General features: G+C 72.6%; 9 protein-coding genes and 1 pseudogene. 4 read left to right on the forward strand and 6 right to left on the reverse strand.

The features are described from left to right. The 3 genes from G6W55_RS11585 to G6W55_RS11595 form a co-directional block, all read right to left on the reverse strand. On the reverse strand, positions 1-517 hold a 517-nt coding region (locus G6W55_RS11585; RefSeq protein ID WP_175520733.1), incomplete at its 3' end, for an alcohol dehydrogenase catalytic domain-containing protein. A gap of 441 nt (positions 518-958) precedes the next feature. After that, entirely contained in the window at positions 959-1,774 is an 816-nt protein-coding gene (locus G6W55_RS11590) for a TetR family transcriptional regulator (protein ID WP_205069191.1), read from the reverse strand. 136 nt (positions 1,775-1,910) lie between these two features. Further along, on the reverse strand, positions 1,911-3,716 hold the full coding sequence (locus G6W55_RS11595; protein WP_175520735.1) for a 3-hydroxyacyl-CoA dehydrogenase family protein: 1,806 nt from the start codon (positions 3,714-3,716) through the stop codon (positions 1,911-1,913). 416 nt (positions 3,717-4,132) lie between these two features. On the opposite strand from G6W55_RS11595, the gene G6W55_RS11600 reads away from it, so the two are divergent. Further along, complete coding sequence (locus G6W55_RS11600; protein ID WP_175520736.1) at positions 4,133-4,708, forward strand: adenylosuccinate lyase; 576 nt, start codon at positions 4,133-4,135, stop codon at positions 4,706-4,708. A 16-nt stretch (positions 4,709-4,724) separates the two neighbouring features. Here G6W55_RS11600 and G6W55_RS11605 read toward each other — a convergent pair whose 3' ends face one another. The 3 genes from G6W55_RS11605 to G6W55_RS11615 all read right to left on the reverse strand — a co-directional run bounded on the left by G6W55_RS11605 (position 4,725) and on the right by G6W55_RS11615 (position 8,099). Continuing rightward, positions 4,725-5,288, reverse strand: a complete 564-nt coding sequence (locus G6W55_RS11605; protein WP_175520737.1) for a GNAT family N-acetyltransferase — start codon at positions 5,286-5,288, stop codon at positions 4,725-4,727. A 49-nt stretch (positions 5,289-5,337) separates the two neighbouring features. After that, positions 5,338-6,915: an alpha/beta hydrolase gene (locus G6W55_RS11610; protein WP_175520738.1), complete on the reverse strand. Its 1,578-nt coding sequence runs from the start codon at positions 6,913-6,915 to the stop codon at positions 5,338-5,340. A 140-nt stretch (positions 6,916-7,055) separates the two neighbouring features. Beyond that, positions 7,056-8,099, reverse strand: coding sequence for an Rv2578c family radical SAM protein (locus G6W55_RS11615; RefSeq protein ID WP_175520739.1), 1,044 nt, complete (start codon positions 8,097-8,099; stop codon positions 7,056-7,058). A 182-nt stretch (positions 8,100-8,281) separates the two neighbouring features. On the opposite strand from G6W55_RS11615, the gene G6W55_RS11620 reads away from it, so the two are divergent. The 3 genes and pseudogenes from G6W55_RS11620 to G6W55_RS11630 all read left to right on the forward strand — a co-directional run. Next, entirely contained in the window at positions 8,282-8,725 is a 444-nt protein-coding gene (locus tag G6W55_RS11620; protein WP_030789144.1) for an SRPBCC family protein, read from the forward strand. 162 nt (positions 8,726-8,887) lie between these two features. Continuing rightward, positions 8,888-11,308 (forward strand): MFS transporter, encoded by a 2,421-nt coding sequence (locus G6W55_RS11625; RefSeq protein WP_175520740.1) that lies wholly within the window; start codon positions 8,888-8,890, stop codon positions 11,306-11,308. 151 nt (positions 11,309-11,459) lie between these two features. Beyond that, positions 11,460-12,323 (forward strand): annotated as a pseudogene (locus tag G6W55_RS11630) (PAS domain-containing protein); the annotation flags it as partial. Positions 12,324-12,340 lie beyond the last annotated feature (17 nt).

The raw sequence follows: 12,340 nt of genomic DNA on the forward strand, positions 1-12,340 counted from the left end.
CGAAGCCCCAGATGCGCTGCTCGGGGTCGAGCATCGTGTCGTTGTGGCCGTCGGACGACTCCAGCTCGACGCTGAGGCAGTGCGCGACGACCTCGTCACCGGGCTTCCAGGAGTTGACGCCGGGGCCGGTGCGCAGCACCACGCCCGCGAGGTCGGAGCCGATGATGTGGTACGGCAGGTCGTGGCGCTTGGTCAGCTCGCTGAGCCGGCCGTAGCGCTCCAGGAAGCCGAACGTGGAGAGCGGCTCGAAGATCGAGGTCCACACCGAGTTGTAGTTGACCGAGGAGGCCATGACGGCCACCAGGGCCTCGCCCGGGCCCAGCTCGGGCAGCGGGACGTCGTCGAGGTGGATCGACTTGCGCGGGTCCTTGTCGCGGGTCTCCAGGCCCGCGAACATCTCCGTCTCGTCCTTGTGGACGGTGATGGCGCGGTACGACTCGGGGAGCGGCAGGGCGGCGAAGTCGGCGGACGTGGAGTCCGGCGACTGGATCGCGTCCAGGATGGCCTGTGTGGTCACGGTGTTGCCTCCGGCGATGAGCGCCCTGAGGGCGGGGCGCTGAGGGTTACGTCGGGTGTGCTGCTGAGGGTTTTGAGGGAGTGCCGTCGGTTCGGCGGTGGTGCTGGGTTCGGCAGCGCTTGGTGGCGCGGGAGGGTGCCTGTGACGCAGGCGTCCGGGCGCGCAGGCCATGTGCTTGCGGGGACAGCCGGCGTACGTATGGTCTCTGCACGCCGGCCGCCCGGACTCCTTCAACGTATGACACCGTGTGCCAGGCCGCAAGGCACTGAGTGCCACAACCTGGGCTCAGGTGAAATCTTTACGTAACAAATGAGCGATGATCGATCGAACGGGCTCCGAAACCCTCGGGAAATCCACGAGAAAAGGTGCCCTGACATGCCAAAACGGCCACCCCGTCGGGGTGGCCGTCGTCACAGCGCGGAAACGTGGGGGAGCGGCCCCTCAGCGCTCCTTGAGCGCCTGCTCGATGGTCCGCATGACCTCGTCCAGCGGGGCGTCCGTGCGGGCGACCGTCACCAGCACCTCGCCCCGGTCGGAGACCGCCGCGGGCGCCGGCCGCGGGGACGCCGCGGTGCTCCGCCCGGCCCCGATGCCCGTCCCGAAGGTCCGGCGCACGATCGCGAACGCGTGGTCGAGCTGCGCCTCCACGTCCCCCTGGCCGCCGGCCCTGAGCCAGCGCCGCAGCACATGGTTGTGGGCGGTGACCACCGCCGAGGCGGCGACCTCGGCCAGCAGCGGGTCGTCGTTGGCGTCGTCGTCGTGCGCGTGCTCGTCGAAGTGGCCCAGGAGATAGCGGGTGAACAGCCGCTCGTAGCGGGCCACCGAGGCGATCTCCGCCTCCCGCAGCGTCGGCACCTCACGGGTCAGCTTGTAGCGGGCGACCGAGATCTCCGGCCGGGCCGCGTACATCTTCATGACCTCCTTGATGCCCCGGCACACCGTGTCGAGCGGATGCTCGTGCGCGGGCGCCGCGTTGAGCACCGCCTCGGCGCGGATCAGGGTGTCGTCGTGGTCGGGGAAGATCGCCTCTTCCTTGGAGCGGAAGTGACGGAAGAAGGTGCGGCGGGCGACTCCGGCCGCGGCCGCGATCTCGTCGACGGTGGTCGCCTCGTACCCCTTGGTGGCGAACAGCTCCATGGCCGCGGCCGCCAGTTCTCGGCGCATCTTGAGGCGCTGGGCGGCCGCGCGGCCGCCGGCGGCACTCTCCGGCGCGTCGGGCGTGGCTGGTGTACGTGAGGACCTGGCGGGCTGGGGCATGACCCGAACGTACTGCATGTGCGCAGCTCGGTGCGCCTGTCCGGGGTTTCCCCCGCCCTCGACGGGCGGGGGTCCGCCGGTGGGGCCGAGCAGTCCGCCCCACTCCCGGTCGTCGGTGAACCAGTCGCCGACGCCGTCAGCGGCGGGCATATTCGCGGAAGCCACGGCCGGTCTTGCGGCCGAGGCAGCCCGCGGCCACCAGATGCTCCAGCAGCGGCGCCGGCGCGAGCCCGGGGTCCCGGAACTCGCGGTGCAGAACCTTCTCGATGGCCAGCGAGACATCGAGCCCGACGACGTCCAGCAGCTCGAAGGGGCCCATCGGGTAGCCGCCGCCCAGCTTCATGGCGGCGTCGATGTCGTCCAGCGAGGCGTAGTGCTCCTGCACCATCTTGATCGCGTTGTTCAGGTACGGGAACAGCAGCGCGTTGACGATGAAACCGGCCCGGTCACCGCAGTCCACGGCGTGCTTGCGGATCGTGCCGCAGACCTCGTGCACGGTCGCGTGGACGTCCTCGGCGGTCAGCACCGTACGCACGACCTCGACCAGCTTCATCGCGGGCGCCGGGTTGAAGAAGTGCATGCCGATCACGTCCTGCGGACGCGAGGTGGCACGGGCACAGGCCACGACGGGCAGCGAGGAGGTGGTGGTGGCCAGGACCGCGCCCGGCTTGCAGACCTTGTCCAGCGTCGCGAAGAGCTGCTGCTTGACCTCCAGGTCCTCCGCGACCGCCTCCACGGCCAGATCGACCTCGGCGAAGGAGTCGTAGGACCCGGCCGGGGTGATCCGCTCCAGGGTCTGCGCGGCGGCCTCCGCGGTGAGCCGCCCCTTGTCGACGGAACGGGCCAGCGACTTGCCGATCCGGGCCTTCGCCGTCTGCGCCTTCTCCTCGCTGCGGGCGGCCAGGACGACGTCGTAGCCCGCCTTGGCGAAGACCTCGGCGATCCCGGAGGCCATCGTGCCGGAGCCCGCGACCCCGACGCTGCGCACGGTCCGGCCGGCGGTGCCGGTGCCCCCGGCGGCCGGGGTGAGCGCGTCCGGCACGACCGTGGCGCTGCCCGGGGCCTCGTAGGTGTAGAAGCCGCGGCCCGCCTTGCGGCCGGTCAGGCCCGCCTCGCTGAGCTGCTTGAGGATCGGGGCGGGCGCGTGCAGCCGGTCGTGGGACTCGGCGTACATGGCGTCCAGGACGGTACGGGCCGTGTCGACGCCGATCAGGTCGAGCAGCGCCAGCGGGCCCATCGGCAGGCCGCAGCCCAGCCGCATCGCGGCGTCGATGTCCTCACGAGAGGCGTAGCGCGCCTCGTACATCGCGGCGGCCTGGTTGAGGTAGCCGAAGAGCAGCCCGTCGGCGACGAAACCGGGCCGGTCGCCGACCGCGACGGGCTCCTTGCCGAGGTCCAGGGCGAGGTTGGTGACGGCGGTGACGGCGGTCGGCGCGGTCAGCACCGAGGAGACCACCTCGACCAGCTTCATGGCCGGCGCCGGGTTGAAGAAGTGCAGGCCGAGGACCCGCTCCGGGCGGGCCGACTCGGCGGCGAGCCGGGTCACGGACAGCGCGTTGGTGCCGGTCGCGAGGATGGCGTCGGGACGCACGATCCCGTCCAGCTCACGGAAGATCTGCTGCTTGATCTCGTACGACTCCGGCGCCACCTCGATCACCAGGTCGGCGTCGGCCGCCGTGCGCAGGTCGGTGGAGACGCGCACCCGGGCCAGGGCCTCGGCGCGCTCCTGCTCGGTCAGCCGGCCGCGCTCCACGGCACGGGCGGTGGAGGCTTCCAGACCGGCGAGCGAACGCGCCGCCTGGGCCTCGCTGATGTCGATGCCGAGCACCGTGCGACCGGCCTTGGCGAGGACCTCGGCGATGCCGGTGCCCATCGTGCCGAGGCCGACCACGGCGATCGTCCGCAGCGGGGACAGAGAGGTGTCGGACAGGGGAGTGGCCATCGCGGGACTCCAGAAAAGAGGGTGACGACTGGGAGACACGCCCGGGTGCGCCGAGGGAGGCCCTCGCGGGCCGTGGCGCACCGGGGTGCGTGAAGAGAGATGCGGAGATGCGGGTGTGTCCGGGCTGCGAGCGCACACGCCCGGTGCCGTACGCCGCGGGCGCCCACACGCCCGGAGAGACGAACGGAGGAGATCCGGTGATCCGACCGGCCCTGTCCCGAGGCCGGGTCGTACTGCGGTACACGAGGTACCGAACCGACTGCGCTCACGACGGCTGCGTCACCAGGCCGTCATGAGGAGTACCGCGAGTGGGTAACTCGCTCGTCTGAGCTTAACCGGTGGGTAACGAGCGCGCCAGCCCCCGGGGTTTGTGATGTAGGTCCCGGCGGCCCCACGACCCCCATAAGCTCGGCTTCATGGACGAAGAGTTGCGGATGCTCACGGAGCGCTTACGGCGGGAGTCGGGCGGCACGGCGGCCTACGAGCGGCTCACCGGCCCCGTCGGCCAGGACGAACTGGCGGCCGTGCTCACCGAACCGGGACAGCCGCTGTGGGCCAGGGAACTGGCCGCGTTCCGGCTGGGGGTGGCGGGCGACCGGCGTGCCTTCGAGGCGCTCGTCCTGCTGCTCAACCACCGCGATCCGCCGCGCTGCGCCTCCGCCGCCCACGCCCTGGCCCGCCTCGGCGATCCGCGCACCGCCCGCGCGGCCGCCGCCCTGGCCACCAACGAACTGCGCGTCGCCTACGCCCTGCACCCGGTCCGGCTGCTGGTGGAGCTGCGCGCGCCGGAGTCCGTACCCGCCCTGATCACCACCCTGCGGCGGCGCCTGAAGCCGCACGACCCCTACCGCCGGGTCGCTCTCGCCTGCGTCGACGGCCTCGGCACCCTGGGCGACGACCGGGCCTGCCCCGTCCTCAACGAGGCCCTGGCCCACCCGCCCCTCGCGGAGGCGGCGGTGCGGGCCCTGACGTTGATCCCCCACCAGCGCTGACCCCGCCTCCCCCTCCTCAGCCCTGGAGCGGGCGCACGTACCGCACCTCCGGCACCACGGTCCCCTCCACCTCGAAGGGCTCCTCGGTGCCGTCGGCGTGGAAACCGGCGCGTTCGTAGAAGCGGCGGGCCGGGGTGTTCTCCTTCAGCACCCACAGGAACATCCGGGCCCGGCCGAGGGCACCGGCCCGCCGCACCGACTCCTCCAGCAGGGCGTGTCCGACGCCGCTGCCGAGGTGGTCGCCGGACACATAGAGCGCGTACAACTCGGCGTCCCCGGTGCGGACCTCGCCCTCCCGGTACGGCCCGAGCGCCGCCCACCCGACCACGGCCCCGCCCCGCTCGGCGACGAGGTTCACCACCTCACCGCTGCCACCTCTTGTGAACCGCTTCCGGCGCACCTCGGCGTCCTCGGCGACGCTCAGCGAGTCGAGGTACCCCTGCGGCATCAGCCCCCGGTAGGCGCGCTGCCAGCCACGAATGCGGATCTCGGAGACCCGGTCGCAGTCGGCGAGGGCCATCTCCCGCACCGTGACGGAGGCGGGGCCGCCGGGGGCGGGGGTCCTGGTCGGCTCGATCATGTGTCCCATGGTGGACCATGGCACCGACAACGCCCCCGGCGGCCGTCCCTCAGCCGCGGAAGCCCAGCATGCCGTGGAGCACCGTGCCGTGGGCCGTCCGCGAACCGACCTTCGAGCCCAGCGGCTTCGGTTCGGGCTGGGCCTTGCACTCCGCGTCGACCGAGCCGGTGCCGCGCGGGACGGTGCCGTCGGTCAGATAGGCCGTCAGATGCTTGTCCAGGCAGGAGTTGCCGCTCAGCGTGATGCCGTGGTTCCCGCCGCCGCGCTCCACCACCAGGCTGGAACCGCGCAGCAGCGCGTGCACCATGGCGCCGCCCTCGTACGGGGTCGCCGCGTCGCCGGTCGCCTGGAACAGCAGCACCGGCGGCAGTTGGCCGTTGGTGATGTCGACCGGGCCGAGCCGCCGGGTCGGCCAGAACGCGCACGGCGCGTTGTACCAGGCGTTGTTCCAGGTCATGAACGGCGCCTTGGTGTGCGTCGACCAGTTGTCGGTGCGCCACTCGTCCCAGTCGCGCGGCCAGTACGCGTCCCGGCACTGCACCGCCGTGTAGACGCTGTAGCCGTTGTCCCCCGAGGCGTCGACGGCGCCGAAGGTCTCGTACGCCTTGACCAGCGGCCCGGTGTCCTTCTTCTTCGCGTAGGCGGCGAACGCGTCGGCGAGGTAGGGCCAGTAGCCGTCGTAGTAGCCGCCCGGCAGGAAGGTGTCCTCCAGCTCCGAGGCGCCGACCCGGCCGCCCGCCGGCTTCTTCGCCAGCGCAGCCCGCATCGCGTACCAGCGGGCCTCCACGCGCGCGGGGTCCTTGCCCAGGCCGTACGCCTTGTCGTGCTTGGCGATCCACGCCATCAGGGCACGGTGACGGTCGTTGAAGGCGAGGTCCTGCGTGAGGTTGTCCTCGTACCAGACCCCGGTGGGGTCGACGATCGAGTCCAGCACCAGCCGCCGCACCCGCTCCGGGAAGAGCTTGGCGTAGACCGCGCCGAGATACGTGCCGTACGAGTAGCCGAAGTAGTTGATCTTCGGTGCGCCGAGCGCCGCGCGGATCAGGTCCATGTCGCGCACGGTGCTCTTCGTGTCGATGAACGGCAGCACACGCGCGTGCTTCTTCGCGCAGGACTCGGCGAAGGTGCGGGCGCGGTCGAGGTTGGCCCGCTCGATCGCCTCGGTCGACGGCACCGAGTCCGGCCGCACGGCCGCGAAGTGGTTCGGCCGGCACTTCAGCGCGGGCGTGCTCTTGCCGACCCCGCGCGGGTCGAAGCCGATGACGTCGTACTGCGCCGCGACCGCCTTGGGCAGCGCCGACGCCACGTACCCGGCGAGCGAGGTCCCGCTGCCGCCGGGGCCGCCGGGGTTGACCAGCAGCGGCCCCTGGAAGGTCTTCGCGGTGTGCGGGACACGGGACAGCGCCAGCGTGATCTTCTCCCCGCCGGGATCACGATGGTCGAGCGGCACCTTCAGGGACCCGCACTGGAGGGTCGGACGGCTCTCGGTGCCGCACGCCTTCCAGGCGATCTTCGCGGGCGCCCGCACGGCGGACGGCGTGCCGGCGCCGGCGGGCGCGGCGGCGCAGGTCCCGGCCGCTAGGGCGACGACGGTGGCGGCGCACAGCACGGCTGCGCGTGTGTTCATGAAGCCTCCCAGGACGGAGGTGGCGGTGGCCGGACCGCGTGGATCACGGCCCTCGCCGCATCGTCCCGGAAAGATCGTCCGTAAGAACCCGATCTGACGATAGTTGACCCGATCGGGCCGCCCGATGCCCTCGGACGCGCTCAGATCAGGGTGAGCTGGGTGGGCCCGGCCGGTGCCGGCTCCTCCTCCTGCCCGGGCGGCGGGATCCGGCGGGGCATCCCTCCGCGCGCGGGACCGATCCCGTACTTCTCGGCCAGCTCGTGCACCTGACGCGTGATCCGGCGCTGGTACCACTTCGGGGCGTAGGAGCCGTCCGCGTACAGCCGCTCGTAACGGCGCACCAGATGCGGATGGTGCTGCCCGAGCCAGGCCATGAACCACTCGCGGGCACCGGGCCGCAGATGCAGCGCCAGCGGGGTCACCGAGGTGGCCCCCGCCGCCGCGATCGCCCGTACGGTGGCCCGGAGCTGGGCGGGCTCGTCGGAGAGGAACGGGATCACCGGTGCCATCAGCACCCCGACCCCGATGCCGTGTTCGGTCAGCGTGCGCACCACGTCCAGGCGCCGCTCCGGGGCCGGGGTGCCCGGCTCCACGGTCCGCCACAGGCCGGGGTCGGTGAAGCCGACCGAGACGGAGACGCCGATCTCCGTCACCTCCGCGGCCTGCCGCAGCAGCTCCAGATCGCGCAGGATCAGGGTGCCCTTCGTCAGGATCGAGAAGGGGTTGGCGTAGTCGCGCAGCGCGGCCAGGATGCCCGGCATCAGCCGGTAGCGGCCCTCCGCGCGCTGGTAGCAGTCGACGTTGGTGCCCATCGCCACGTGGTCGCCGTGCCAGTGGGACGAGCCGAGCTGGCGGCGCAGCACCTCCGGCGCGTTCACCTTGACCACGATCTGGGTGTCGAAGCCGACACCCGTGTCCAGGTCCAGATAGCTGTGCGTCTTGCGGGCGAAGCAGTACACGCACGCGTGCGTGCAGCCCCGGTAGGGGTTCACCGTCCACTCGAACGGCATCCGGGAGGCGCCCGGCACCCGGTTGAGGACCGAGCGCGCCCGGATCTCGTGGAACGTGATGCCGGCGAACTCGGGCGTGTCGAACGTCCTGGTCGTGACCGCGTCCGCGCCGAACAGCGCGGCGTCGGCCGGCCGGTCGTGGCGGGCCTCCGCGGTGAGGTTCTCCCAGCGCATGAACGCCTCCTCGGTAGCACTCGGCCCCACAATAGAACATGTGTTCCCATGATCGTGCGGGACGGTCGTTCGACGCACCGTTTCGGTCGCTCTGCGACCGGTTCCGGGCCCCGATTTGGGCGCCCGAGTCCCGGGGTGGTTGGCTTGCCCCGACCCCGAGATACAAGGCCCTGGAGGAACTCATGGCGCAGGTCGAGGCCACCACCGAGCGCGTCGTCGCGGCGGACCCGGACAAGGTGTTCGACACGCTCGCCGACTACAGCGGCACCCGCGCGAAGCTGCTGCCCGAACAGTTCAGCGAGTACGAGGTGCGCGAGGGCGGCGACGGCGAGGGCACCCTCGTCCACTGGAAGCTCCAGGCCACCAGCAAGCGGGTCCGCGACTGCCTCCTGGAGGTCACCGAACCGACCGACGGCGAGCTGGTCGAGAAGGACCGCAACTCCTCGATGGTCACCGTCTGGCGCGTCACCCCGGCCGGCGAGGGCCGCTCCCGGGTCGTCGTCACCACCACCTGGACCGGCGCCGGCGGGATCGGCGGCTTCTTCGAGCGCACCTTCGCCCCCAAGGGCCTCGGCCGGATCTACGACGCGATCCTCGCCCGCCTCGCCACCGAGGTGGAGAAGTAGGGCGAACGGCCAACCCCCGGCCGCCCGCCGGGTGTTGAACCCGTTCACCGGTTCGGGTGGTTCTCCCTTGTGACCGGGTTGCTGCCGTAACTCGTCGCGCTTGCTCGGAGTTGTCGCTTTTGCGCGGGAACTGTGGGGCAGGTGCGACGAGGGGAGCGGTACATGGGCGGGACCACGCTGGTGCAGGACGAGCCGGTCACGGCCGCGCCTCCGCAGAACCCGCCGCCCCCGGCACCCGCCCCCGCACCGCCCGGCCTGAGCCCCCGCCGGGTGCGGCTGGTCTTCCTCGCCCTGATGCTCGCGCTGCTCCTCGCCGCGCTGGAGCAGATGATCGTCGCCACCGCGCTGCCGAAGATCGTCGGCGAACTGCACGGCCTGGACCGGATGTCCTGGGCGATCACCGCCTATCTGCTCACCGCCACCGTCGGACTGCCCGTCTACGGCAAACTCGGCGACCTCCTCGGCCGCAAGGGCGTCTTCCAGTTCGCCATCGTCGTCTTCGTCGTCGGCTCCGCGCTGGCCGGCCGGGCGCAGACCATGGACCAGCTCATCGCCTTCCGCGCGGTCCAGGGCGTCGGCGCCGGCGGCCTGATGATCGGCGTCCAGGCGATCATCGCCGACATCGTGCCGCCCCGTGAACGCGGCCGGTTCATGGGGCTCATCGGCGCCGCCTTCGGTCTCGCCTCCGTCGCCGGACCCCTGCTCGGCGGCTACTTCACCGACCATCTCTCCTGGCGCTGGTGCTTCTACGTCAACATCCCCTTCGGCCTGCTCACCCTCGCCGTCGTCGCCCTCGTCCTCGACCTGCCGAAGCCGGCCGTGAAACCCCGGTTCGACGTCCTGGGCGCGCTGTTGCTGGCCGCCGCCTCCACCTGCCTTGTCCTGCTCACCAGTTGGGGCGGCACCGAGTACGCCTGGGACTCCCGCGTCGTCCTCGGCCTCGGCGCCGGCGCGGCCGCGGCCGGCCTCCTCTTCCTGCTCGCCGAGCGCCGCGCCGCCGAACCCCTCATCCCGCTAAGGCTGTTCAGGGACTCCGTCTTCAACGTCACCGGACTCGTCGGCCTGGTGACCGGCGTCGCGCTGTTCGGCGCGGCCAGCTATCTGCCGACCTTCCTCCAGATGGTCGACGGCGCCACCGCCACCGAGTCCGGACTGCTGATGCTGCCCATGATGGGCGGAATCGTCGGCGCCTCCGTGATCTCCGGCCAACTCGTCAGCCGCACCGGCAGATACAGGCTCTACCCGGTCCTCGGCGGCGCGCTCTCCGCGCTCGGCATGTGGCTGCTCTCCCGGCTCGAGGCCGACACGCCCCGCCTCCACTACAGCCTGTGGATGGCCGTCCTCGGCGCCGGCATCGGCCTCGCGATGCCCGTCCTGATCCTCGCCGTGCAGAACTCCGTGCGCCCCGCCGACCTCGGCACCGCCACCAGCGCCAACAACTACTTCCGGCAGATCGGCGGCAGCGTCGGCGCCGCCGTCTTCGGCACCCTCTTCGCCGGCCGGCTCACCGACGCCCTGCACGACCGGCTGCCCGCCGACGCCGGACTGCCCGACCCCGAGTCCCTCACCCCGCAGCTCGTCCACGCACTGCCCCCGGCCCTGCGCGACGCCTACGTCGGCGCCTACGCCGACGCCATGCCGAGGATCTTCCTGTACCTCGTGCCCGTGCTCCTCGCCGGCCTGCTCATCGCCTGCTTCCTCAAGGAGAAACCGCTGGTGTCCCACCCCACCGCCGGCACGGAGCCCGCGCCCGTGCCCGTCCCGCAGGCCCGCACCCACCCCGCCGACGACCGGACGTCCCTCGCGTTCCGCCCGCCGTACACCGCCGGCATCCCCGTCTGCGGCACCGTGCAGCACCCCGACGGCACCGTCGTACCGCGTGCCGCGCTCACCCTCATCGACGTCTCCGGGCAGCAGATCGGACGCGGCGCCAGCGGCGACGACGGGCGGTACGCGCTGTCCACGCCCGGCACCGGCGCCTACGTCCTGATCGCCGCGGCCGGCGGCCACCAGCCGCAGGCCGTCTCCGTCACCGTCGGCGAACGCCCCGTCGAGCTGGACGTCGTCCTCGGCGGCGCCGGACGCCTCGCCGGGACCGTCGTCACCGCCGACGGCACGCCCGTGCGGGACGCCGTCGTCACCCTCACCAATGTGCACGGCGAGGTCGTCGCCGCCACCCGCAGCGGACGCGAGGGCGGCTATGTCATCACCGACCTGGTGGCCGGCGAGTACACCCTCGCCGGCAGCGCGCCCGCCTTCCGCCCGGCCGCCCTTCCGGTCACCGTCCAGGCGTCCCGCGAGACCCGCCAGGACGTCGAACTGGCGGGCGGCGCCGTCCTGCGCGGCACCGTGCGCGCGGGCGGCGGACGGCCCGTCGAGGACGCCCGCGTGACCCTGCTGGACGCCGCGGGCAATGTGGTCGACACCCTCACCACGGGCCCCGACGGCACCTTCCGTTTCGTCGACCTGTCCTCCGGCGAGTACACCGTCATCGCCGCCGGCTATCCGCCCGTCGCCACCGTCCTCCAGGTGGCGGGCGGCGGCCGCACCGAGCGTGACCTGCAACTCGGCCACGAGGACTGATCGCGCGCCCCGGCGCGAAGCACGGGCGCGTGCCCCGGCGCGTGCTGCCGAAACCAATTCCAGAATTGCCGCACATCCCCGCCGCCGCGCGCCGTACGGTGGTGGTTACGGGACAGATCTTGCGTAGCTCTGGGGAGAGAGGGCCTGGGCCGTGGACCGTGGCACCGAGAGAGACGCACCTCCCCGCGGCACGGCGGGGGACGCCACGGGCGACGGCACCGGCGGCGCCGGGCGCGTCCCGCTGGCGGCGGTCGTCGTCGACCGCGAGGGCCTCGTCTCGCACTGGAGCCCCGGCGCGCGCCGGCTCTTCGGCGTCCCCGAGGCCGAGGCGATCGGCCGGCCCGCGCTCGACCTGCTGCCCGTCTCCGGCGCTCTCCCCGACCCCGACGACGACCCGCCGTACGGCGCGTACGACGCCTACGACGGGCTGGGGCCGGGCCTGGAGCCCTCCCTCGACCGCGGGCTCGGCCACCCCGCCGCCGGACGGGCCCGGCTGACCGTGCCCGAACGCGACCGCGTCGACGTGCTGTGGTGGGCGTACCCGCTGGTCGGACCGGGCCCGGAGCGGCTGCTCGTGCTCGCCGCCGACGCGGGCGCGCTGCACCGGGCGGACGCCGTCGGCGGCGCGGCCGTCGAGCACATCGCGCCCGGCTTCGCCCTGCACACCGACGTCCCCGACGCCGAGGACTTCGCCCGCCGGCTCCCCGAGATGCTGCCCGGCATGAGCGCCGGCGCCGGTGCCCGCATCGCCGCGCAGATCCTCGAACTCGGCTACCCCGTCATGGAGTTCAGCCAGAACGAGCGGGTGGCCGTCACCCCCGACTGGGGCCTGGCCCGGCCCGTCGAACGCGCCGGCCGCCGGGAGCGGACCGCCCGGACCGTCACCGAGGGCCGGCCACCACCGGACGACTCCGCCGACCCCGACGGCTCCGACGACCCCGAGGGCTCCGACCGTTCCGACGGCGACCTGACGGACCTCGAACACCCCGCGCTGCGCGCCCGTCTGGCGTTCGTCGCCGGTCCCGGTCCGTG

It is taken from the genome of Streptomyces sp. CAI-85 (genome assembly GCF_013363615.1).
GTDB lineage: Bacteria > Actinomycetota > Actinomycetes > Streptomycetales > Streptomycetaceae > Streptomyces > Streptomyces antibioticus_B.

Excerpts from the sequence above, each read along its gene's own strand:
- G6W55_RS11590 (WP_205069191.1), bottom strand. The coding sequence starts at position 1,774 with ATGCCCCAGCCCGCCAGGTCCTCACGTACACCAGCCACGCCCGACGCG.
- G6W55_RS11595 (WP_175520735.1), bottom strand. The coding sequence starts at position 3,716 with ATGGCCACTCCCCTGTCCGACACCTCTCTGTCCCCGCTGCGGACGATC.
- G6W55_RS11600 (WP_175520736.1), top strand. The coding sequence starts at position 4,133 with ATGGACGAAGAGTTGCGGATGCTCACGGAGCGCTTACGGCGGGAGTCG.
- G6W55_RS11605 (WP_175520737.1), bottom strand. The coding sequence starts at position 5,288 with ATGATCGAGCCGACCAGGACCCCCGCCCCCGGCGGCCCCGCCTCCGTC.
- G6W55_RS11610 (WP_175520738.1), bottom strand. The coding sequence starts at position 6,915 with ATGAACACACGCGCAGCCGTGCTGTGCGCCGCCACCGTCGTCGCCCTA.
- G6W55_RS11615 (WP_175520739.1), bottom strand. The coding sequence starts at position 8,099 with ATGCGCTGGGAGAACCTCACCGCGGAGGCCCGCCACGACCGGCCGGCC.
- G6W55_RS11620 (WP_030789144.1), top strand. The coding sequence starts at position 8,282 with ATGGCGCAGGTCGAGGCCACCACCGAGCGCGTCGTCGCGGCGGACCCG.
- G6W55_RS11625 (WP_175520740.1), top strand. The coding sequence starts at position 8,888 with ATGGGCGGGACCACGCTGGTGCAGGACGAGCCGGTCACGGCCGCGCCT.